This is a genomic window from uncultured Sphingomonas sp. (assembly GCF_913062585.1).
GTDB lineage: Bacteria > Pseudomonadota > Alphaproteobacteria > Sphingomonadales > Sphingomonadaceae > Sphingomonas.
Genome location: NZ_CAJXWX010000004.1, coordinates 115,207 through 136,350 on the forward strand (window position 1 = coordinate 115,207; position 21,144 = coordinate 136,350).

Consider the following 21,144-nt stretch of genomic DNA (forward strand, 5'->3'; position numbering starts at 1 on the left):
CGCACGGCCTCGACGGTTAACGCGAAATTTGCTTGCGTCAAAGGTGCGTCTCGCGACATAGGCCTGCGCCATGACACGCCAATTCGACAAGTCCCGCCTGCCGTCCCGCCATGTTTCCGTGGGCCCGGAGCGTGCGCCGCACCGCAGCTATTATTACGCCATGGGTATCCAGGAAGAGGATATCGCCAAGCCGTTCGTTGCGCTGGCGAGTGCGGGCAACAATTCCGCGCCCTGCAACACGACGCTGGATGCACAGGCGGATGCGGCGCAGGGCGGCGTGATCCGGGGCGGCGGTATGCCGCGCCGGTTCAACACGATCACCGTGACCGACGGCATCGCCATGGGCCATCAGGGCATGAAGTCCTCGCTGGTCAGTCGCGAGGTCATCGCCGATTCGGTCGAACTGTCGGTACGCGGCCATTGCTATGACGCGTTGGTCGGCTTTGCGGGATGCGACAAGTCGCTGCCCGGCATGATGATGGCGATGCTCCGCCTGAACGTGCCGTCGATCTTCGTCTATGGCGGCTCGATCATGCCCGGCCGTCACCAGGACCGCGACGTGACCGTGGTCGACGTGTTCGAAGCGGTCGGCCAGCATGCGGCGGGCAACTGCCCGCTGCACGACCTGATCGCGCTCGAAAAGGTCGCGTGCCCCGGCCATGGTGCGTGCGGGGGCCAGTTCACCGCCAACACCATGGCGTGCGTCGGCGAGGCGATCGGCCTGTCGCTGCCCAACAGCAACATGATGCCCGCGCCGTTCCTCGACCGCCATGGCATCGCCGAGGCGGCGGGCGAGCAGGTGATGGAGCTGGTTGCCCGCAACCTGCGCCCGCGCGACATCTGCACCCGCGAGGCGTTCGAGAATGCTGCGCGCGTCGTCGCCGCGACCGGCGGCTCGACCAATGCCGGGCTTCACCTGCCCGCCATGGCGAACGAGGCGGGCATCGACTTCGACCTGTTCGACGTCGCCGAGATCTTCAAGACCACCCCCTATATCGCCGACCTCAAGCCCGGCGGTCGTTATGTCGCCAAGGACATGTACGAGGCGGGTGGCGTCTATATGCTGATGAAGACGCTGCTGGCGGGCGGCTATCTGCACGGCGACTGCATCACCGTCACCGGCAAGACGCTGGCCGAGAATATCGACGAGGTGACGTGGAACCCCGACCAGAAGGTCATCTACGACGTGAAGACCCCGATCACGCCGACCGGCGGCGTCGTCGGTCTGCGCGGCAGCCTGGCCCCCGAGGGGGCGATTGTGAAGGTGGCGGGCATGAAGCGCCTCCAGTTCGAAGGGACGGCGCGTGTCTTCGATTGCGAGGAAGAAGCGTTCGCCGCGGTCGAGGCCCGCGCGATCACCGAAGGTACCGTCGTCGTGATCCGCTATGAAGGGCCCAAGGGCGGTCCGGGTATGCGCGAGATGCTGTCGACTACTGCGGCTCTCTATGGCCAGGGCTTGGGCGAGAAGGTCGCGCTGATTACCGACGGGCGATTCTCGGGCGGTACGCGCGGTTTCTGCATCGGTCATGTCGGGCCCGAGGCGGCCGATGGCGGCCCGATCGCACTGGTCGAGGATGGCGACACCATCCGCATCGACGCCGAAGCCGGAACCATCGACCTGCTGGTCGAGCCCCAGGTGCTGGACGAGCGGCGCGCCCGCTGGACCCCACGCATGAACGATTACCAGGCCGGCGTGTTGTGGCGCTATGCCCAAAATGTCGGCCCGGCGCATCAAGGCGCGGTTACGCATCCCGGCGCCAAGAGCGAGCGCCACGTCTATGCGGATATCTGATGTCCGCTGGCTGGCCGGTGCCATGGCACTGGCCGGCTGCTCAGGTGGGCAGGGGGATCGGGAGACGGCCGCGGCCAATACGCCATCGGCTCCGCAAAATCCCGGCCTGTCCATCGCATGCGCCCTGTCCGGTGCGCAGGGCTTCACGCGCGACTGTACCGTCGAGCAGTCTTCGTCCGGCGATGCGACGATCCTGACCGTCCGTCACCCGGATGGCGGTTTCCGCCGGCTTCGGGTGACGCAGGACGGGCGCGGTGTGGCTTCGGCGGACGGCGCGCTCCCGGCGCAGGTCAGCGTGGCGGGAGATCGCCAGATCGAGATCCGGATCGGCGACGACCGTTACCACCTGCCCGCGACCATCGGCACGCCATGATCCCGATCGACGGCCAGTTCATTCTTAACGCGGCCGGGATGCGCGCTGCGGAAGCCGCGGCGATAGCCCGGGGCGTATCCGAAGCGGAGCTGATGGACTGTGCGGGCCGTGCCGTGGCGCAGGCTGTGGCCCGGCTGGGTGCGGGGCGCGACATTCTTGTTTTATGCGGGCCGGGCAATAATGGCGGCGACGGCTATATCGCGGCCCAGGCTCTCCGCAGTCTTGGACTGACCGTTCGGGTCGCGGCGTTGGCCGAGCCCCGCAGCGAAGGGTGCCGCCAGGCGGCATCGCAATGGAACGGCCCTGTAGAGGTGCTCGACCACGCGGCACCAGCGCCTGTTCTGCTCGACGCCCTGTTCGGCACGGGCCTGTCGCGCGGCCTGGAAACGGTAGCCGAACAGGCACTGGCCCGGCTGGCGGCCAAGGCCTGGATACGTATCGCGGTCGACCTGCCCAGCGGGATCGCGACCGATGACGGCAGAGTCCTTGGGGATGTGCCGCGCTTCGATGTCACGCTGGCGCTGGGCGCGGTGAAGCCCTCGCACGTGTTGCAACCGGCCGCGTCGTATATGGGCCAGGTCCGGCTGCTCGATATCGGCGTGCCGGTGACGAGTTCCGTCCGCGTCATGGCGCGCCCCGACCTGCCGCAACCGGACGCCAACTCGCACAAATATAGCCGGGGCATGGTGGCGATCGTGGCGGGCAACATGTCCGGCGCGTCGGAGCTGGCGGCGACAGCGGCGTTGCGGGCAGGCGCCGGTTATGTGCTGCATCTCGCGGCGCAGTCTGGCGGTGGGGCCGCGCAGCCCCATGCCGTTGTCCGGCGCGCATTCACGCCGGATGCGCTGGGTGACGAGCGGATCAACGCGATCGTGATCGGTCCCGGTCTCGGCCGCGACGACGATGCCCGGCGGCGGCTCGGCGCGGCGCTGGGGAGCGGACGGCCGCTGATCGTTGACGGCGACGCGCTCCACCTGGTCGAGGCGCAGGCACTGGCCGAGCATATCGGGCCGAAAATCCTGACCCCGCATGGCGGCGAGTTCGCCCATCTTTTCGGCAAGCCAACGGCCGACAAGCTCGGCGCGACGATCGACGCCGCCCGGCGGACAGGCGCGGTCGTCGTGCACAAGGGCGCCGACACGGTCATCGCCGCGCCCGACGGGCGCGCGATCCTGTGCCCCGAGGCAAGCCCCTGGCTGTCCACCGCCGGGACGGGCGACGTACTGGCGGGCGCCATCGGCGCGATGCTGGCCGTCGGGCTGGAACCGCTGGCGGCGGCGGAGGCCGGGGTGTGGCTGCACGCACAGGCGGCGAGGCGGCTCGGCCCGGCTTTCATCGCGGACGACTTGGCAGATGCGCTTTCCGCCGTCAGAGGCTGATGGCATGAGCGATACCATCATCCGCGTCGCCGCCCGGGGCGACGGCGTGACCGCGACCGGCCGCCACGCCGCCTTTACCGCGCCCGGCGATTTGCTGGCCGAGGACGGGACCGTCACGCCGGGACCGCATCACCAGACGCCGCCCTGCGGCCATTTCCCGCGCTGCGGCGGATGCCAGCTCCAGCATCTGGACGATGAAAGCTATGCCGGGTTCGTGACCGACCGGGTCGCCTCGGCACTTGATGCGCAGGGGCTGGCGGCGCCGCTGCGTCCCACCCATGTCTCGCCGCCGCATAGCCGCCGCCGGGCGACGCTCCATGCCGAGTTCAAGGGCGGGCGCGTCCTGATCGGCTTCTCGGAGGAAAAGAGCCATGCGATCGTCGACATGGCGGAATGCCACATCCTCGACCCGCAACTCTTCGCGCTGGTCGCGCCCTTGCGGGGGCTTCTCCAGCGTCTGGGCTTCAAGCGGCGCGGTGACGTCCATCTGACGCTGGCCGATCAGGGCGCGGATGTGCTCGTCACCGGTTTCTCGCCTGACGGGTTGGAGGCTGCGGAGGCGATCATCGGCTTTTGCCAGCGGCACGGCGTCGCGCGTTTCGCGGTCGATGACGGGCTGGGTCCGGAAACGCGCTGGGAGCCCGAACCGGTCACGGTGATGCTGGGCGGCATCGGTGTTCCCCTGCCGCCGGGTTCCTTCCTTCAGGCGACGTGCGATGGCGAAGCGGCCCTGGTCGCCGCCGTTCGCGAAGCGGTGGGAAGTCCGCGCACCACGGCGGACCTATTCGCCGGTCTCGGCACCTTTGCGCTGGCGCTGCCCGGCAAGGTCTATGCGGCTGAGGGCGCGCGCGATGCGATCCTGTCGCTGAAGGGCGCGGCGAATGCGCAGGGTCGCATGGTCTTTGCCGAGCATCGCGACCTTTATCGCCGGCCTCTCACCAAGGCGGAGCTGGACCGGTTCGACGCTATCGTCCTCGATCCGCCCCGCGCCGGTGCGCGCGATCAGGCGGATGCGCTGGCCGAGGCGGAGGTGCGTGCCGTCGCCTATGTCTCGTGCAACCCGGCCAGCTTCGCGCGCGATGCCAAGGCGATGGTCGAGCATGGCTGGACGCTCGACTGGGTGCAGCCGGTCGGGCAATTCCGCTGGTCGACCCATGTCGAACTGGCGGCGTGCTTCTCGCGTCAGGCTTCGTCCGGATAATCCGCGCGGACGAAAAACAGCCCGTCCGACGGTGCGTTCAGCCCCAGCTGCGCACGGTCGCGGGCGTGGAGCGCGGCCTCCACATCATCGGGCGACCAGCGTCCCATGCCGACCAGCGCCAGGCATCCGACCATCGACCGGACCTGATGATGCAGGAAGGACCGGGCGGCCGCCCGGATGAACAGGCGCACGCCGTCCCGTTCCACCGACAACAGGTCCAGCGTCCGCACCGGGCTGTCCGCCTGGCAATGGACCGAGCGGAAGGTGGTGAAGTCGTGCCGCCCGACCAGCCGTCCGGCGGCGTCCGCCATGGCGCCTTCGTCCAGCGGCGGCGGCACCTGCCACGCCAGTCCCGCCTCATGGGTCAGCGGCGCGCGCCGGTTGACGATGCGATATTCGTAGGATCGCCGGATGCAGGAAAAGCGGGCATGCCAGTCATCCGCCACCGTGACGCAGGCGAGGACCGCCACCGGGTTCGGCCTGATCCGCGCGTTGATGGCCTCCATCAGGCGAAAGGGCGCGATGTCCTTGGCGATGTCGACATGCGCGCGCATGGCGAGGCCGTGCACCCCGGCATCGGTACGCCCCGCCGCATGGACGGCGGTGCGCTCGCCGGTCACGGCGTGGATCGCATCCTCGAGCGCCTGCTGCACGCTGGGCCCATGCGACTGGCGCTGCCAGCCCATGAAGGGGCGTCCATCAAACTCGACCGTCAGCGCGAATCGGGTCAAAGCTGCGTTCCCGCCGGGATGACGAAGCCGCGCAGCAGATCGTCCGCGCTGGACACGCCGCGCCCGGCGCGCTGGACGGTGAGCGGGCGCAGCGCATCGTTTCCGCACGCGATGGTCAACCGATCGTCCAGGACTTCGCCCGGCACGCCGCTGCCTTCGACAATATCCGCCGCCAGGATCTTGATCCGCTCGCCCTGATGCTCGAACCACGCACCCGGAGCCGGGTGGAAGGCGCGGACCTGACGTTCGAGATCGACCGCTGGCCTGGCAAAATCGAGCCGAGTCTCCGCCTTGTCGATCTTGGCGGCATAGGTGATGCCCTCGACCGGCTGCGCGTGCGGCGGATAGCGATCGGGATCGGCGAGAACCTTGACCATGAGCGCCGCGCCCATCGCGGCCAGTTCGTCGGTCAGTTCGCCCGTCGTCTTGCTGCCGATCGGGGTCGAACCCTCCAGCCGGACCGGTCCGGTGTCGAGCCCGGCCTCCATCTGCATGATGCCGACGCCCGTCATCAGGTCGCCCGCTAGGATCGCCCTCTGGATCGGCGCCGCTCCCCGCCAGCGGGGCAGCAGCGAGCCATGGACGTTCAGGCAGCCCAGCCGCGGCGCGTCGAGAATGGCTTGCGGCAGGATCAGGCCATAGGCCGCGACCACCGCGACATCGGCGTCGAACCCCGCAAACCGCGCTTGTTCGTCCGCTGGCCGCAGCGATACCGGCGTCAGCACCGGAATGCCCAGGCCCTCCGCCATCTGCTGCACCGGCGAGGGTACTAGTTGCCGCCCGCGTCGCCCGCCGGGGCGGGGCGGCTGGCTATAGCTGGCGACGACCTGATGCCCGGCCTCGACCAGCGCCTGCAGAACCGGGACGGCAAAGCCCGGCGTACCCATGAAGATGATCCGCATGGCCAAAGCCTCTCCCCGCTGGCGGGACGGCGCGCAACCCCCTATCTGTTCATCCATGGCATCCCCCGAGATCGAGGCGCTGACCCAGGCGCTGGCGCGTATTCCTGGCCTAGGCCCCCGATCGGCACGCCGTGCGGTCCTGCATCTGCTGAAGAAGCGGGAGGCGGCGCTGGTCCCGCTGCTGACGGCACTGGGCGCGGTCGAGGAACGGCTGGAGACCTGTTCGACCTGCGGCAATATCGACACCGCCAATCCTTGCGCGATCTGTGCCGACCCCCGGCGGGACGCGGGCGCGCTGTGCGTCGTGGAGGAAGTCGCTGACCTATGGGCGCTGGAGCGGTCGCGGCTGTTCCCTGGGCGTTTCCATGTTCTGGGCGGGCGGCTCTCCGCACTGGAGGGTGTTCGGCCCGAAGACCTGGCGATCGACGCGCTGGTCCGCCGGATCGAAGGCGGCGGGATCGACGAGGTCGTCCTTGCGATGAACGCCACGCTGGAGGGGCAGACGACCGCGCATTACATCGCCGAGCGGATCGAGCGTTTTCCGGTGCGCGTGACCCAGCTGGCGCACGGACTGCCGGTCGGCGGCGAGCTGGACTATCTGGACGAAGGCACGCTCGCCCAGGCGCTTCGGGCGCGGCGGCCGGTCGTCTGACGCCCATGCTTGACGGTTTCCGCCGCTGACCGTAGCGGAACTGTCATGGCCATTCTTCCGATCGTCGAAGTTCCCGACCCCCGCCTGCGCCTCGTCTCCAAGCCTGTCGAGACGGTGGACGACCATGTCCGCCAGCTCGTCTCCGACATGATCGAGACGATGTACGACGCCCACGGCATCGGCCTTGCCGCGATCCAGGTCGGCGTCGACCAGCGCATTCTCGTCATTGACCTTCAGGAGGAAGAGGATGAAGAGGGCAAGCCGGTCAAGAACCCGAAGGCCTATATCAACCCCGAAATCCTGTCGGTCAGCGACGAGCTGTCGACCTATAACGAAGGCTGTCTGTCGATCCCCGAGCAATATGCTGAGGTGAAGCGGCCTGCCGCCTGCCAGGTGAAGTGGCTGGACGAAAAGGGCGAGGCGCATGAGGCCGAACTGACCGGCCTGCTCGCTACCTGTATGCAGCATGAGATCGACCATCTGAACGGGGTGCTGTTCATCGACCATGTCAGCCGGCTGAAGCGCGACATGCTGATGCGCAAGCTGACCAAATTGCGCCGGGGCTAAGCCTCCTGCGTGTCCCCGGTCGAATAGCCTTGTTCGACCGGGTTCGTTCGTTCTATGTTCCGATCTGTCCTAGTATCTGACAGGTTGCCATTATGCCCGAATTGATCGCCGTCGCGCTGCTCGCCCTTTTGCTGGGGGGCGTGGTCGGCTGGCTGATGGCGCGGCGCAAGGCCGATGGGCTGGCCGCCGAATTGGCGACCGCGACGATGCGCGCGTCGGAGGTTGAGCCGCTGAAGGTTGCCCGTGCGGCGGCGGAGCGGGAGCGGACCGACGCGTTGCAGGCGTTGGCCGAACTTCGCGGCCGGGCAGCCGATCTCGACATGATCCGGGCCGCCCGCGATGCGGTGGAGGCCGAGCGGAACGCGGCCCTTCGCGAGATTGCCGAACTGCGCGCGCGGGCGCAGGAGCGCGAGACGGCCTATGCCCAGACGCTCGAGGCGCTGGGGCAGGCCCGCGAACAGATCAACGCGCAGTTCGGTGAAGCGGCGGCGCGTGCGCTCGAGGTTGCCCAGCGCCAGTTCTTGGAACGCGCCGAGGCGCGCTTCCGCCAGTCCGAGGAGGCTTCGGGCCAGACGCTGAAGGCTTTGCTCGATCCGGTCCATCAGCGCTTGCAACGCTATGAGGAAGGCGTCCGCAAGGTCGAGGACGAACGCCGCGATGCCTTTGGCGAACTGAAGGGGCAGATCGAGGCGATGCGCATCGGCCAGGAGCGCGTCTCGGGCGAGGCGGCCAAGCTGGTCAATGCGCTGCGCAATGCCCCCAAGGCACGCGGACGCTGGGGCGAGCAGCAGCTTCGCAACGTGCTGGAAAGCTGTGGCCTGTCCGAACATGCCGATTTCCAGACCGAGGTCAGTGTCGCCGATGGCGATGGTGGACGGTTGCGGCCCGATGCGATCGTACGGGTGCCCGGCGGCAAGGCGCTGGTCATCGATGCGAAGGTGTCGCTCAACGATTATCAGGACGCGTTCGGCGCGGTGGACGAGGTCGAGCGGCTCTCGGGGCTGTCGCGCCATGCGGCCGCGATGCGGGCGCACGTCAATGGGCTGGGCAACAAGAGCTATTGGAACCAGTTCGACGACGCGCCCGACTATGTCATCATGTTCGTGCCGGGCGAGCATTTCTTGTCGGCCGCGCTGGAGCATGACCCGACGCTATGGGACTTCGCGTTCGACAAGCGCGTGTTGCTGGCGACGCCGACCAACCTGATTGCGATCGCGCGAACCGTCGCGGCCGTCTGGCGGCAGGAGAAGCTGGCGCAGGAGGCCCGGCAGATCGGCGCGCTCGGCAAGGAACTCTATGCCCGTCTGGCGGTGATGGGCGGGCATGTGTCGAAGCTGGGCAAGAATCTCGATACCGCGATGACGGCATATAATGCGTTCGTCGGCAGCCTGGAGAGCCAGGTCCTGACCAGCGCGCGCCGGTTCGAGGCGCTCAACATCGACACCGGTGGCAAGAGCATCGAGCAGCCGCCGATCGGCGAGCAGGCGGTGCGGCCTTTGACCAAGCTGATGCCGGTGGCGGAACTGACCGGCGCGGAAGAGGGCGCGGCGATTTCCTGAAACCGCCTGGCGGGTCCTTCCGTCCTCCGTTCGCACTGAGCGCAGTCGAAGTGCACGGGATGACGCTCGCCAAAGGCGGGGCGTGGCCTTCGACCTCGCTTAGACTGAAAGGGGCGCGGGATGGCGGCGGGGTTTAGCCCGCCTTGCCGCCGCCCTGCTGCGCCAACACCTCATAGGCCATGACCGCCGTGGCCACCGCCGCGTTCAGGCTGTCGGCCTTGCCCAGCATTGGGATTTTCACCAGCGTATCGCATGCGGCGGCGTAATCGTCCGGGATCCCCTGCGCCTCGTTGCCGGTCAGCAGGAAGGTCGGCGCGGAATAGCGTGCCGCGCGATAATCCGAATCGGTGTCCAGGCTCAGGCCGACCAGCTGCCCCGGCCCCTGTCGCAGCCAGTCGACAAAGGGCTGCCACTCGGTCCGGACGATCGGCACGGTGAACAACGCCCCCATGCTGGCGCGCACCGCCTCCACCGAGAAGGGATCGACGCACTCGCCGACCAGGATCAGGCCGCCGGCGCCGACCGCGTCGCCGGTCCGCAGGATCGTGCCCAGATTGCCCGGATCGCGCAGGCGTTCGGCGACGAGCCAGATGCCCGCCGACGACCGGTCGAGTTCGCCCAGCGGAACGGCGAATTCCTCGAATACGCCGACCACCGCCTGTGGATTGTCCTTGCCCGACAGCTTGGACAGGATGTCGGGCGTCGTTTCGATCGCCTCGCCTTCGGAGGCTTCGACCGCCTCGATCATCTCGCGGACCAGCGGATGTCCGGCGGACGGCCTGGCGTAGAATAACAGGGTGGGGAGGCGCCCGGTCTCGCGCGCTTCGGTCAGGATGCGCAGGCCCTCGGCCAGGAACTGGCGGGCCTGCTTGCGGTGACGCTTGTCGCGCAGATCGCGCGCCCACTTGATCAGCGGGTTGGAATAAGCGGTAATTTCGCGAGGCATCAGTCTTCGCCGAACTTGGCTTCCACGAGGGCCGCAAGCGCCTCGACCGTTGCGTCCGCGCCGTCGCCGGCCGCGCTGATCGTGATGGTGTCGCCCATCGCGGCGCCCAGCATCATCAGGCCCATGATCGAGGTTCCCGTTACGGTGCTGCCGTCCTTGGCCACCCGGACCTCGCAGGGCTGGGTCGAGGCGAGGGTGACGAACTTGGCGCTGGCGCGGGCATGAAGACCGCGCCTGTTCGTGATGAGGACGGTGCGGGTCTGCTCCGTCATGCGGCGGCCTCGCCCAGCACCTCGGACGCGACCGAGATATATTTGCGGCCCGCCTCGCGCGCGGCGGCAACCGCATCGACGACCTGCATCGACTTGCGCGCCGAGCCCAGGCGGATCAGCATCGGCAGGTTCATGCCCGCAATCACCTCGACCCGGCCACGCTCCATCAGCGAGATGGCGAGGTTCGACGGGGTGCCGCCGAACAGGTCGGTCAGCACGATCACGCCGCGCCCGGCATCGACGGTGGAAATGGCGGCAGCGATATCGGCGCGCCGCTCCTCCATGTCATCCTCCGGCCCGATCGCGATGGTGGCGATCCGCTCCTGCGGGCCGACCACATGTATCATCGCGGTCACGAACTCATCGGCGAGCCGCCCGTGCGTCACCAGAACCAGACCGATCATGTCAGACACGCATATCCATCATTGTTTGGCCGGCCTGGCTTCCACGGAGTCTTTCGGCGCGGCACTCAAATCACGATGCACCACCGTGGGGGAAAAACCGATTTTGCGCAACTGCCCCGCGATCCGTTCCGCGACATGGACCGAGCGATGTCTCCCGCCGGTACAGCCGATCGCGATGGTGATATAGGATTTTCCGCTTGCGATGTAGCGTGGGACGAGCGTGTCCAGCAGTCCCTCGATCTGGCCGACCGACGTCTCATAGGCGGGGTCGCAGCGGATATAGTCGATCACCCCCTGGTCGAGGCCGGTGCCCGGCCGCAACTCCGCCGACCAGTGCGGGTTGCGAAGGAAGCGCATGTCGAACACCAGGTCAGCGTTGCGCGGCAGCCCCTTGGAAAAGCCGAAGGACATGACGGTCAGCACCGGCTCGCTCAGCCCCTCGACCGCATAATTGGCGCGCAGCCACTGGCCCAGGTCGTTGCTGGTCATGTTGGTCGTGTCGAGCAGGCGATCGGCCATGTCACGAAGCGGCGCGAGCAGCGCCCGTTCATGCGCGATCCCGTCATCGGCGGCGCGATCCATGGCGAGCGGATGGCGGTGGCGCGTCTCCGCATAGCGCCGCTTCAACTCTACCCCGCCGCAGTTCAGGAATAGCGTCTCGATCGCCAGATTGGGGCTTTCGTTGAGGCGGCGGATGCTCTGGGCGATCTGGTCGGGGGCAAAATCGCGGGTGCGCACGCCGATGCTGATTGCCAGCGGCCGATTCTTGCCCTCCATGCCCCTGGGCGGCGTCGCCTGGAGAAGGCCGTCGAGCAGGAACAAGGGCAGGTTGTCGACTACCTCCCACCCCAGATCCTCCAGGGTCTTGAGCGTGGTCGAGGTGCCGGCACCGGACATGCCGGTGACGAGGAGGATGCGTTTGCGGTCCATCACAGGCGCTCCTTGAGGCGCGATACCATAAGCTCGACCTTGATCGGGGCCGATGCGGAAAGGGGGGTAAGCCGGTATATAGGTAGGGGGACGCCCGCGATCACCGTCTCATCCGGCTCGGGCAGGCGATCCTCCGCTGCCACGAGTTCGATGACCAGGGCGATCCGGGCGGATGGCCGATAGGGCATCGGTAGAATACCAACGCCCCGGACTTCCATCAGCCCCGCGATCCGATCGGGCACCGACACGTGAAGATGTCCGTCCTCGACGCCCGCCCGGACGTAATCGTCGGCGATCAGCGTCGCCCCGCGGTCGATCAGGCGCAAGGCGAGGTCGGACTTGCCCGCGCCCGAGGCCCCGCGCAGCATGACGCCCATCCCGTCGATCAGGACGCAGGTCGCATGGACCAGTTCGCCATCGGAACCGGTGGTCATGCGCCCGCCGCGAGCGGAAGGCGGACGACGAACCGGGCGCCGCTCAGCCGGTCCTCTCGCGCTTCGACATGGATCTGGCCCTGATGCGCCTCGACGATCGTCCGCGCGATCGCCAGGCCCAAGCCGGAATGCTGGCCGAAATCCTCGGCAGCGGGGCGGATCGAGTGGAAGCGGCGGAAAATGGCCTCGCGCGCTTCCTCGGGCACGCCGGGGCCTTCGTCCTCGACACGGACGATCCAGTCGTCCTGCTCGCGCGCCAGGCTGATCGCGACGACCGCTTCGTCCGGGGAAAAGGATAGGGCATTGGCGATAAGGTTCTCGAACACGCGTTCCAATCGCGCGCCTTCGCCCGATACCATGGCGGGGCCGGGCTCGGTCGAGTCGAAGCGCAGGCGGATGCCACGTTCCACCCCACGCGCCTCGCGCTGGGCGATCAGTCCGGCGAGCAGCGCATGGAGGTCCACCGGATCGAACTTGGCCCGGCTCAACTGGGCATCCAGGCGGGAGGCATCGGAGATATCGGTAATCAGTCGGTCGAGCCGCCGTACATCGTCGCGCACGATCGCTAGCAGCTGGGCCTGAAGATCGGGGTCGTGGATCGTCTCCAGGGTATCGACGGCAGAGCGCAGCGAGGCGAGGGGGTTCTTCAGTTCATGCGTGACATCGGCGGCAAAGGCCTCGGTCGCGTCGATCCGCGCGCGCAGGGCCAGGCTCATATCGGACAGCGCGCGGGCCAGCATACCGAGTTCGTCGCGGCGATCGGGCAGACGCGGCACGACCACTTCGCGCGCGCGGCCCAGCCGGACGCGGACGGCGGCGCGCGCCAGACGGCGAAGCGGCCGGACGATGGTACGCGCAAGGAAGAGCGACAACAGGATCGAGATCAGCGCGACCAGCGCCAGCAGGACGCTCAGCCGGAACCGCTCGATACGGACCGTCTCGGTGATGAAGCGGGCATTCTCGGTCGCCATGATCGCGCCGCCATCGGGCAGGGGAGCAGCAGCGGTGATGACCGGCGTTCGGTCTGGCGCACGCCAGACCGAGGCGGACACCCGCCCGGCACGGGCTGCGCGCACATCCGGCCACTCCGCGCCGCCGCGTCGCTCGCGATAGAGGGGCGGCCGGGCGGCACCGACCACGGTGTCGATCGCCGCATCCAGAAAACGGGCAATGGCCTGCCCCCAATCCTGCTTGTCCGGGTCGCGCAGCACGACGTTGCGGACCCCCAGCGCGCGGCTGTCGCCGGTCAGCGTCCCCCGCGTATCGAACAGTCGTAGCCGGGCACCGGTGTCGCGCGCCAGCCGCCCGATCAGCACGTCGCGCTCCTCGTTCCGGACCGAGGTAAGCGCCTCGCCCATCAGCCGCACTTCGCGCAACGACTGGGCGAGCCGGTTGTCGAGCAGCCGGGTGCGATAAGAATCGAGATAGAAAAACCCACCCGCAAGCAGCAGCAGCGCAAAAATGTTGAGCGCCAGAATCCGCTGGGTCAGCGAAATCTGGCCCGACCATCGCAGCGCGAGGTCGGGGGCGTCACTCCTCGGAGAATCGGTAACCGGCGCCATAGAGCGTCTCGATGGCGTCGAATTCGGGGTCTACCTGCCGGAACTTGCGGCGCAAACGCTTGATATGGCTGTCGATCGTGCGGTCGTCGACATAGATGTCGTCCTGGTACGCGGCGTCCATCAACTGGTTGCGGGTGCGCACGATGCCCGGCCGCTGCGCAAGTGTCTCCAGGATCAGGAATTCGGTCACGGTCAGCGTGACGGGCTCGCCTTTCCAGGTGACGCGGTGCCGTGCCGGGTCCATTGCCAGCGCGCCCCGGGTCAGCGGCCCCTGCGCATCGGCCGATGGCGTTCCTTGCGGCGTTCCGACATATTCTGACCGGCGCAGGATGGCCCGGATGCGCGCGATCAGCAGGCGTTGCGAGAAGGGCTTGGCGATATAATCGTCCGCCCCCATCGCCAGTCCCAACGCCTCGTCCAGCTCGTCGTCCTTGCTGGTCAGGAAGATGACCGGGATCTGGCTTTTCTCGCGCAGGCGGCGCAGCAGCTCCAGCCCGTCCATGCGCGGCATCTTGATATCGAAGATCGCCAGGTCGGGCGGATTGTCGATCAGCGCCTTCAGCGCGGCCTCGCCATCGGCATAGACCCGGGTGACGAAACCCTCCGCCTGAAGCGCGATCGATACGGAGGTCAGGATATTCCGGTCGTCATCGACCAGCGCGATCGTTGCGGTCATGCGACGAACGAACCCCCAGAGGTGCCGAGAGAGGAAACCGCCATGGCCTTCGGTTAGGCGAAAGCGAGACACGGCTCAACCGTCTTCGTCGAACCGCCTGTTTGACGTGTTTAACAAAAGCGGTATGAGACGGGTCGAAACATACGCAAAAGTATGTGGTGAACGGTGCCTGGCCCTGTGCGGCCCGGCGCCTTGGGGAACGAGGAAGCTCTTATGAACGAACGGATTCCGGAGATCGGTCTGCAGGCCCAGGGTATCGAAACCCGTGCGACGCTGCATTGGAACCTGGTCACTGCCCGGCTGATCGAAACGGCCGTTGCGCGCGGTGAGGGCAAGCTGTCGGCAGACGGCCCGCTGGTGGTCGAGACCGGCGAGCACACCGGCCGTTCCGCGCAGGACAAGTTCATGGTCCGCGACGACGAGACCCGCGACACCGTCTGGTGGGGCAAGGCCAACAAGCCGATGAGCCCGGACGATTTCGCCGCGCTGAAGGCCGATTTTTTTGCCGCGCTCGGGCAGAAGGAAGACCTGTTCGTCCAGGACCTGTATGGCGGGTCGCAGCCCGAGCACCGGGTCCGCGTTCGTGTCGTCACCGAACTCGCCTGGCACAATCTGTTCATCCGCACGATGCTGGTCCGCCCCGAAGAGCATGAACTGCGCAAGTTCGTCGCCGACTATACGATCATCGACCTGCCCAGCTTCCGCGCCGATCCTGCGCGTCACGGCTGCCGCTCCTCGACCGTCATTGCCGTCAACATGACCGAGAAGCTGATCCTGATCGGCGGCACGCGCTATGCCGGCGAGATGAAGAAGTCGGTCTTCGGCCTGCTCAACTATCTGCTGCCGACGACGGGCGTGATGCCGATGCACTGCTCGGCGAATATGGGCGCGGATGGATCGACGGCGGTGTTCTTCGGCCTGTCGGGCACCGGCAAGACGACTTTGTCGGCCGATGCCAGCCGCACGCTGATCGGCGACGACGAGCATGGCTGGTCGGACACGGCGGTCTTCAATTTCGAGGGCGGCTGCTATGCCAAGATGATCCGCCTGTCGCCCGAGGCCGAGCCGGAGATCTTCGCGACCACCAAGCGCTTCGGTACGGTGCTCGAGAATGTCGTGATGGACCCGGTCACGCGCCAGCTTGACCTGAACGACAACAGCCTGGCCGAGAACAGCCGGGGGGCGTATCCGATCGACTTCATCCCCAATGCGTCGAAGGACAATATGGGGGGCGTGCCGCGCAACATCGTGATGCTGACGGCGGACGCCTATGGCATCCTGCCGCCGATCGCGAAGCTGACGCCCGACCAGGCGATGTATCATTTCCTGTCGGGCTATACCGCGCGCGTAGCGGGCACCGAGATCGGCGTGACCGAGCCGGATGCGACCTTCTCGACCTGCTTCGGCGCGCCGTTCATGCCGCGCCACCCGTCGGTCTATGGCAATCTGCTGAAAGAACGGATCGCCAAGGGCGTCGTCGATTGCTGGCTGGTCAATACCGGCTGGACCGGCGGCAAATACGGCGTCGGCAACCGGATGCCGATCAAGGCCACCCGCGCGCTGCTTAACGCGGCGCTCGATGGCAGCCTGAACAGCGCCGAATTCCGCACCGATCCGAATTTCGGCTTCCAGGTGCCGGTCTCGGTGCCGGGCGTCGATCCGGCGATCCTGAACCCGCGCGACACCTGGGCGGACAAGGCCGCCTATGACGCGACGGCAGCCAAGCTGGTCGATCTGTTCAACGAGAATTTCCAGCAGTTTGCCGACCATGTCGACGAGGGCGTGCGGGAGGCTGCACCGAAGGTTTCGGTTCCGGCGTAAGGCTGGTCAGGGGAAAGCGCTCTGGGGCGGGCGCTTTCCCTTGGCCTTCGGCTTCGCTCAGGCTGAACGGGGTTTTGGAAGGACCAGCTACCGACCTCCGTTCAGCCTGAGCGAAGTCGAAGGCCACGCCCGACGGCCAGCCTCAATCCCCAAGAGGCTCCACCAGCAAAACCCCATTATCGACATGCGCCACCCGCAATCGGGTGCCGGCTTCGGCTTCCGGCCCGCGCACCGGCCACTCGCCATCGGCCAGCCGCGCCCGGCCTTCTCCGCCGACGATCGGGGTCGTGACCGTCACGACCTGTCCCCGCAGTCTTAGCGCAGGCGCATTCAGCACAGGCGCATCGCTCTCGACCGGAAAGTCCCGGTACCAGCATCGCCCGATGACGACGCACACGACGCTCCACACCGCAAACTCGGCGAGCTGCAGTCCGATCGGCAATTTCGGAATGGCCCAGCTCGTTAGCGCGGTGATACCTGCCGCAACCGCCAGAAAGATCAGGAACACGCCCGGGACCAGCAGCTCGGCAATGCCGAGGACCAGCCCGAATGCCAGCCAGAGCGCCGCCGGGTCGATGGTCTCCAGTGTCACGACGGCGTCTGGTCGAACGGCCCCGGCTTGGTCGCGACGCGCGGGGTGGTGGCGTCCGACTTGTTGGGGGCCAGCGCCTCCTTGGCCAGTTCGCCGATACCGCCCAGCGTGCCGATCAGTTGCGTCGCTTCAACCGGGAACAGGATCGTCTTGGCATTGGGGCTGGTCGCGAACTTGCCGACTGCTTCGACATATTTCTGCGCGATGAAATAGTTGATCGCCTGTGTGCCGCCCGATTCGATTGCCTCGGAGACGACACGGGTCGCCTTGGCCTCCGCCTCGGCCGCACGCTCGCGGGCTTCCGAGTCGCGGTACGCCGACTCGCGGCGGCCTTCGGCCTCCAGGATGCGCGCCTGCTTCTGACCCTCAGCGCGCAGGATTTCCGATGCGCGGGAGCCCTCCGCTTCCAGGATATTGGCCCGCTTCTCGCGCTCCGCCTTCATCTGGCGGGCCATGGCGTTGACGATGTCAACGGGCGGGCGGATGTCCTTGATCTCGACACGGGTGATCTTCACGCCCCAGGGCGTGGTCGCGTGATCGACCACATTGAGGAGCCGTGCGTTGATCTCGTCGCGCTTCGACAGGGTTTCGTCCAGGTCCATCGATCCCATGACGGTGCGCAAGTTGGTGGTGACGAGGTTGAGGAGCGCGACATAGAGGTCCGACACCTCATAGGCCGCCTTGGGCGCGTCCAGCACCTGGAAGAAGACGACCCCGTCGGTCGAGATCATCGCATTGTCCTTGGTGATGATCTCCTGCCCCGGAATGTCGATCACCTGCTCCATCATGTTCACGCGGCGGCCGACACGATAGAAAAAGGCGGGATAGAAGTTGAAGCCGGGAATGGCCGTGCCGGTATAACGGCCGAAATGTTCGATCGTGTATTGATAGCCCTGACGGACGATCTTGATCGACATCATCAGATACATCAGCACCAGCAGGACGGCGAGTGCGGCGATGATCAGGCCCATATGGCTCCCCCAAAATCTGTCTGACCCGCGTTCTAGCATGGCGGTGCAGCAAGGGCCTAGCGGGAACGGCTTGCTTTGGTTACATGGCCCGCCACTTGTTCCCTCCGCAGGATTGGCAGCCCCATGGATATCCGCCTCGGCCTCACCTTTGACGACGTGCTCCTCGTGCCCCAGGAGTCGGACGTCCTGCCGAGCACCGCCGACACGCGCACGCAACTGACCCGCTCGATCGCGCTCAACATCCCCGTCCTGTCGGCGGCGATGGATACCGTGACCGAGGCCGACATGGCGATCGTCATGGCGCAGCTGGGCGGCATGGGCGTGCTGCACCGCAACCTGACCGTCGAGCAGCAGGTCGCCGCCGTCCGCCAGGTCAAGCGGTTCGAGAGCGGCATGGTCGTCAACCCGATCACCATCTCGCCGACCGCCACGCTGGCCGAGGCGCAGGCGCTGATGGCGCGCCACCGGATCAGCGGCATCCCCGTCGTCGAGTTCGACGGCCGCCTGGTCGGCATCCTGACCAACCGCGACGTTCGCTTCGCCGAGAACCCGCAGCAGCCCGTCTCTGAGCTGATGACGCATGAAAATCTGGCCACCGTGAAGGTCGGCGTCGGCCAGGACGAGGCGCGCCGCCTGCTCCACGCGCGCCGGATCGAGAAGCTGCTGGTCGTCGACGAAAGCTATCGCTGCGTCGGCCTGATTACCGTCAAGGATATCGAAAAGGCCGTTACCTATCCCTCGGCCACCAAGGATGCCGCCGGTCGCCTGCGCGTCGCCGCGGCCTCGACCGTTGGCGAGAAGGGCTTTGAGCGGACCCGCGCGCTGATCGAGGCTGAGGTCGACTGCGTCATCATCGACACCGCGCATGGCCATAACCGCGACGTCGCGCGGGCTGTGGAAGCCGCCAAGAAGCTGTCCGACACCGTGCAGGTGATCGCGGGCAACGTCGCCACGGCGGCCGCCACCCGGGCGCTGATCGATGCGGGCGCCGACGCGGTGAAGGTCGGCATCGGGCCGGGCTCGATCTGCACCACCCGCGTCGTCGCGGGTGTCGGTGTGCCGCAGCTGACCGCCGTGATGGACTGCGCCGAGGAAGGCTGGAAGTCGGGCGTGCCGGTGATCGCCGATGGCGGCCTGCGCACCTCGGGCGATCTTGCCAAGGCGCTGGCGGCGGGTGCTGGCGCCTGCATGGTCGGCTCGCTGCTGGCGGGCACTGAGGAAGCGCCGGGCGAGACCTTCCTGTATCAGGGGCGCGCCTATAAGTCCTACCGCGGTATGGGCTCGGTCGGCGCGATGGGCCGCGGCTCGGCGGATCGCTATTTCCAGGGCGATATCAAGGACCAGATGAAGCTGGTGCCCGAGGGCATCGAGGGCCAGGTCGCCTATAAGGGGCCGGCGCGCGACGTCATCCACCAACTGGTCGGCGGCATCAAGGCGGCGATGGGCTATACCGGCTCGGCGACGCTTGAAGCCCTGCGCGAGCGGGCGCAGTTCGTCCAGATCACCGGCGCTGGCCTGAAGGAAAGCCACGTCCATGACGTGACGATCACGCGCGAGGCCCCCAATTACCCGACCCGCTAAGTCCAAGGACGCCCGCGCATGACCCCCGGCGCCCGCACCCAGGCGGCGATCGAATTGCTTGACGAGATCGTCGCTGCAGCTGCCAGTGGCGGCGCGGCGGCGGACACGCTGATCGCCCGCTATTTCGCGACACGGCGCTATGCCGGATCGAAGGACCGGCGTGCGGTACGCGAGCTGGTCTATGCCGCCATCCGGCTGGCTGGGCCAGTGCCGGCATCGGGCCGCGCCGCCATGGTGGCGCTGGCGGACATCGACCCGGCCGTCGCCGCGACCTTTGACGGCGAAGGTCATGGTCCGGCACCGATCCGATCCAACGAGCCCCGTGCCGAGCGGGGCGTGGCCCCGGACTGGCTGGTCGAGGCGCTGGCCGAGTCCGGACTGGACGAACGGCAGCAGGGGGCGCTCGTCGGCCGGGCGCCGCTGGATATTCGCGTCAACAGCCTGGCGACCAATCGCGAGGCGGTGCTGGAGCAATGGCCCGAGGCGAGTCCGACGCCGCACGCGCCGCTGGGCCTCCGGCTCCCGAACGGAACGGCGGTCGAAGCGTCCGACATCTACCGCGCCGGTCTGGTCGAGGTTCAGGACGAAGGCAGCCAGTTGGTCGGCGCGGCCCTGAATGCCCAGCCCGGCGAATGGCTGGTCGATCTATGCGCCGGCGCGGGTGGCAAGACGTTGCAGATCGCAGCGGCGATGGCCAATCAGGGCACGCTTCTCGCCTGCGATATCGACCGCGCCCGGTTGCAGAGGCTGGCGCCACGCGCCGAACGGGCCGGGGCAACGATCGTGGAGAGCCGTCTGCTCAACCCCGGTCGGGAAACGGAAATGCTCGCCGACTGGGCAAGCAAGGCCGATGGCGTGCTGATCGACGCGCCCTGCTCCGGTACGGGAACGTGGCGGCGCAATCCGGAAGCGCGTTGGCGGCTGACGCCCGAGCGGCTCGCCCGCCTGTCGGATATGCAGCGGCAGGTGCTGGAGGTCGGCGCGACCCTGGTGAAGCCTGGCGGGCGGCTGGTGTATATCGTCTGCTCGCTGCTCGATGCCGAGGGAACGGACCAGGTGGCGACGTTCCTCGCCGGTCATCCCGGCTGGTCCACTCTGCCCGTCGAACCGGCGATCGGTTCGTCCCATGGGCTTGGCCAGCGGCTCGATCCCGCCACGCATGGCACGGACGGGTTTTTTGTCGCCTGCCTCCGGGCGCCATGCTAGCATCGGCCCCAGTGCCACGTCCGGAGTTCCTCATGCGTTTGTCGTCCCTGGCCGCCGCCGCCGCCCTGGCGGTGGTTTCGATTTCCACATCACTCAGCGGCCAGCGCCCGGACAATCAGATCGACGCCCGTTCGCTTCAGTTGCTGGAACAGGGACGCGGCCTGAAGGCGGCGGGCAATCTCGAAGGCGCGACCGATGTGCTGGAAACAGCCGTTACGGTCGATCCGCGCAACCGCGCCGCCTTCGTCCTGCTGGCAGAGGTCGCCGATGCGCGCGGTCTGCCCGGCAAGGCGATCCGTCTGTATCGTGAGGCACTGCTGCTCGACCCGAACGACACGCGTGCGCTGCGCGGGCAGGGCGAGGCCCTGGTCCAGCGCGGTGCGGTGACGCGCGCGAAGGACAATCTCGCGAAGATCAAGACACTCTGCAAAAGCGACTGCGCCGATGCGACGGCGCTCGCCGCGCAGATCGCCAAGGGGCCGCCCGCGGCCGTGACGACCGCGCAGGTCGACACGAAGACACCGCCGACGCCGTAAGGGCATGTCCCAATTCCTCCCCCTGTAAGGGGGGAGGGGTGTTCCGCTATCGAGAGG

The 21,144-nt window shown here is 67.4% G+C and carries 22 protein-coding genes; 11 read left to right on the forward strand and 11 right to left on the reverse strand.

Going from position 1 to position 21,144, the window contains the following annotated elements; all coding sequences use genetic code 11:
- Positions 1-70 precede the first annotated feature (70 nt).
- Genes ilvD through QZ546_RS05085 form a run of 4 tightly spaced genes read left to right on the forward strand, consistent with a single transcriptional unit; the run spans position 71 to position 4,745 of the window.
- On the forward strand, positions 71-1,792 hold the full coding sequence (ilvD, locus tag QZ546_RS05070) for a dihydroxy-acid dehydratase (RefSeq protein ID WP_294235456.1): 1,722 nt from the start codon (positions 71-73) through the stop codon (positions 1,790-1,792).
- Entirely contained in the window at positions 1,779-2,165 is a 387-nt protein-coding gene (locus QZ546_RS05075) for a hypothetical protein (protein ID WP_294235458.1), read from the forward strand. Before ilvD ends, QZ546_RS05075 begins: the two co-directional genes overlap by 14 nt.
- Complete coding sequence (locus QZ546_RS05080; RefSeq protein ID WP_294235460.1) at positions 2,162-3,544, forward strand: NAD(P)H-hydrate dehydratase; 1,383 nt, start codon at positions 2,162-2,164, stop codon at positions 3,542-3,544. The genes QZ546_RS05075 and QZ546_RS05080 overlap by 4 nt, the downstream gene beginning before the upstream one ends.
- Before the next feature lie 4 nt (positions 3,545-3,548).
- The gene (locus tag QZ546_RS05085; protein WP_294235461.1) at positions 3,549-4,745 is read left to right on the forward strand and encodes a class I SAM-dependent RNA methyltransferase; all 1,197 of its coding nucleotides are present in this window, start codon (positions 3,549-3,551) and stop codon (positions 4,743-4,745) included.
- On the opposite strand, the gene truA is transcribed toward QZ546_RS05085, so the two are convergent.
- Positions 4,727-5,476 carry a tRNA pseudouridine(38-40) synthase TruA gene (gene truA / locus QZ546_RS05090; RefSeq protein ID WP_294235463.1) on the reverse strand — a complete coding sequence of 250 codons (750 nt, stop codon included), beginning with the start codon at positions 5,474-5,476 and terminating at the stop codon, positions 4,727-4,729. The genes QZ546_RS05085 and truA overlap by 19 nt on opposite strands.
- Positions 5,473-6,378, reverse strand: a complete 906-nt coding sequence (fmt, locus tag QZ546_RS05095; protein WP_294235465.1) for a methionyl-tRNA formyltransferase — start codon at positions 6,376-6,378, stop codon at positions 5,473-5,475. Before fmt ends, truA begins: the two co-directional genes overlap by 4 nt.
- Positions 6,379-6,433: 55 nt before the next feature.
- On the opposite strand from fmt, the gene recR reads away from it, so the two are divergent.
- From recR to rmuC, 3 genes are all read left to right on the forward strand, one after another.
- Positions 6,434-7,030 carry a recombination mediator RecR gene (gene recR / locus QZ546_RS05100; RefSeq protein WP_294235466.1) on the forward strand — a complete coding sequence of 199 codons (597 nt, stop codon included), beginning with the start codon at positions 6,434-6,436 and terminating at the stop codon, positions 7,028-7,030.
- Positions 7,031-7,075: 45 nt separating this feature from the next.
- Positions 7,076-7,597 carry a peptide deformylase gene (gene def, locus QZ546_RS05105; RefSeq protein WP_294235467.1) on the forward strand — a complete coding sequence of 174 codons (522 nt, stop codon included), beginning with the start codon at positions 7,076-7,078 and terminating at the stop codon, positions 7,595-7,597.
- A 92-nt stretch (positions 7,598-7,689) separates the two neighbouring features.
- Positions 7,690-9,156 (forward strand): DNA recombination protein RmuC, encoded by a 1,467-nt coding sequence (gene rmuC, locus QZ546_RS05110; RefSeq protein WP_294235468.1) that lies wholly within the window; start codon positions 7,690-7,692, stop codon positions 9,154-9,156.
- 133 nt (positions 9,157-9,289) lie between these two features.
- Here the strand turns inward: rmuC and QZ546_RS05115 are convergent, their stop codons facing one another.
- Genes QZ546_RS05115 through QZ546_RS05145 form a run of 7 tightly spaced genes read right to left on the reverse strand, consistent with a single transcriptional unit; the run spans position 9,290 to position 14,380 of the window.
- Positions 9,290-10,102 carry an RNA methyltransferase gene (locus QZ546_RS05115; RefSeq protein WP_294235469.1) on the reverse strand — a complete coding sequence of 271 codons (813 nt, stop codon included), beginning with the start codon at positions 10,100-10,102 and terminating at the stop codon, positions 9,290-9,292.
- Positions 10,102-10,374, reverse strand: a complete 273-nt coding sequence (locus QZ546_RS05120) for an HPr family phosphocarrier protein (RefSeq protein WP_294235470.1) — start codon at positions 10,372-10,374, stop codon at positions 10,102-10,104. Before QZ546_RS05120 ends, QZ546_RS05115 begins: the two co-directional genes overlap by 1 nt.
- The gene (locus QZ546_RS05125) at positions 10,371-10,778 is read right to left on the reverse strand and encodes a PTS sugar transporter subunit IIA (RefSeq protein ID WP_294235549.1); all 408 of its coding nucleotides are present in this window, start codon (positions 10,776-10,778) and stop codon (positions 10,371-10,373) included. Before QZ546_RS05125 ends, QZ546_RS05120 begins: the two co-directional genes overlap by 4 nt.
- Before the next feature lie 18 nt (positions 10,779-10,796).
- On the reverse strand, positions 10,797-11,708 hold the full coding sequence (rapZ, locus tag QZ546_RS05130) for an RNase adapter RapZ (RefSeq protein ID WP_294235471.1): 912 nt from the start codon (positions 11,706-11,708) through the stop codon (positions 10,797-10,799).
- Entirely contained in the window at positions 11,708-12,142 is a 435-nt protein-coding gene (locus QZ546_RS05135) for an HPr kinase/phosphorylase (RefSeq protein ID WP_294235472.1), read from the reverse strand. Before QZ546_RS05135 ends, rapZ begins: the two co-directional genes overlap by 1 nt.
- Entirely contained in the window at positions 12,139-13,704 is a 1,566-nt protein-coding gene (locus QZ546_RS05140; protein WP_294235473.1) for a stimulus-sensing domain-containing protein, read from the reverse strand. Before QZ546_RS05140 ends, QZ546_RS05135 begins: the two co-directional genes overlap by 4 nt.
- Positions 13,673-14,380, reverse strand: coding sequence for a response regulator transcription factor (locus tag QZ546_RS05145; RefSeq protein WP_294235475.1), 708 nt, complete (start codon positions 14,378-14,380; stop codon positions 13,673-13,675). Before QZ546_RS05145 ends, QZ546_RS05140 begins: the two co-directional genes overlap by 32 nt.
- A gap of 213 nt (positions 14,381-14,593) precedes the next feature.
- Here QZ546_RS05145 and QZ546_RS05150 point away from each other — a divergent pair, with 213 nt between their 5' ends.
- Positions 14,594-16,201 carry a phosphoenolpyruvate carboxykinase gene (locus tag QZ546_RS05150; RefSeq protein WP_294235476.1) on the forward strand — a complete coding sequence of 536 codons (1,608 nt, stop codon included), beginning with the start codon at positions 14,594-14,596 and terminating at the stop codon, positions 16,199-16,201.
- Between the two features lie 142 nt (positions 16,202-16,343).
- Here the strand turns inward: QZ546_RS05150 and QZ546_RS05155 are convergent, their stop codons facing one another.
- The gene (locus tag QZ546_RS05155) at positions 16,344-16,793 is read right to left on the reverse strand and encodes an NfeD family protein (protein ID WP_294235479.1); all 450 of its coding nucleotides are present in this window, start codon (positions 16,791-16,793) and stop codon (positions 16,344-16,346) included.
- Entirely contained in the window at positions 16,790-17,764 is a 975-nt protein-coding gene (locus tag QZ546_RS05160) for an SPFH domain-containing protein (RefSeq protein ID WP_294235481.1), read from the reverse strand. The genes QZ546_RS05155 and QZ546_RS05160 overlap by 4 nt, the downstream gene beginning before the upstream one ends.
- Positions 17,765-17,887: 123 nt before the next feature.
- Here QZ546_RS05160 and guaB point away from each other — a divergent pair, with 123 nt between their 5' ends.
- The 3 genes from guaB to QZ546_RS05175 are packed head-to-tail and all read left to right on the forward strand — an operon-like array spanning position 17,888 to position 21,087.
- Positions 17,888-19,345, forward strand: a complete 1,458-nt coding sequence (gene guaB, locus QZ546_RS05165; RefSeq protein ID WP_294235483.1) for an IMP dehydrogenase — start codon at positions 17,888-17,890, stop codon at positions 19,343-19,345.
- Positions 19,346-19,363: 18 nt separating this feature from the next.
- Complete coding sequence (locus QZ546_RS05170) at positions 19,364-20,551, forward strand: RsmB/NOP family class I SAM-dependent RNA methyltransferase (RefSeq protein WP_294235485.1); 1,188 nt, start codon at positions 19,364-19,366, stop codon at positions 20,549-20,551.
- A 32-nt stretch (positions 20,552-20,583) separates the two neighbouring features.
- Positions 20,584-21,087, forward strand: a complete 504-nt coding sequence (locus tag QZ546_RS05175) for a tetratricopeptide repeat protein (protein ID WP_294235487.1) — start codon at positions 20,584-20,586, stop codon at positions 21,085-21,087.
- Positions 21,088-21,144: the final 57 nt, after the last annotated feature.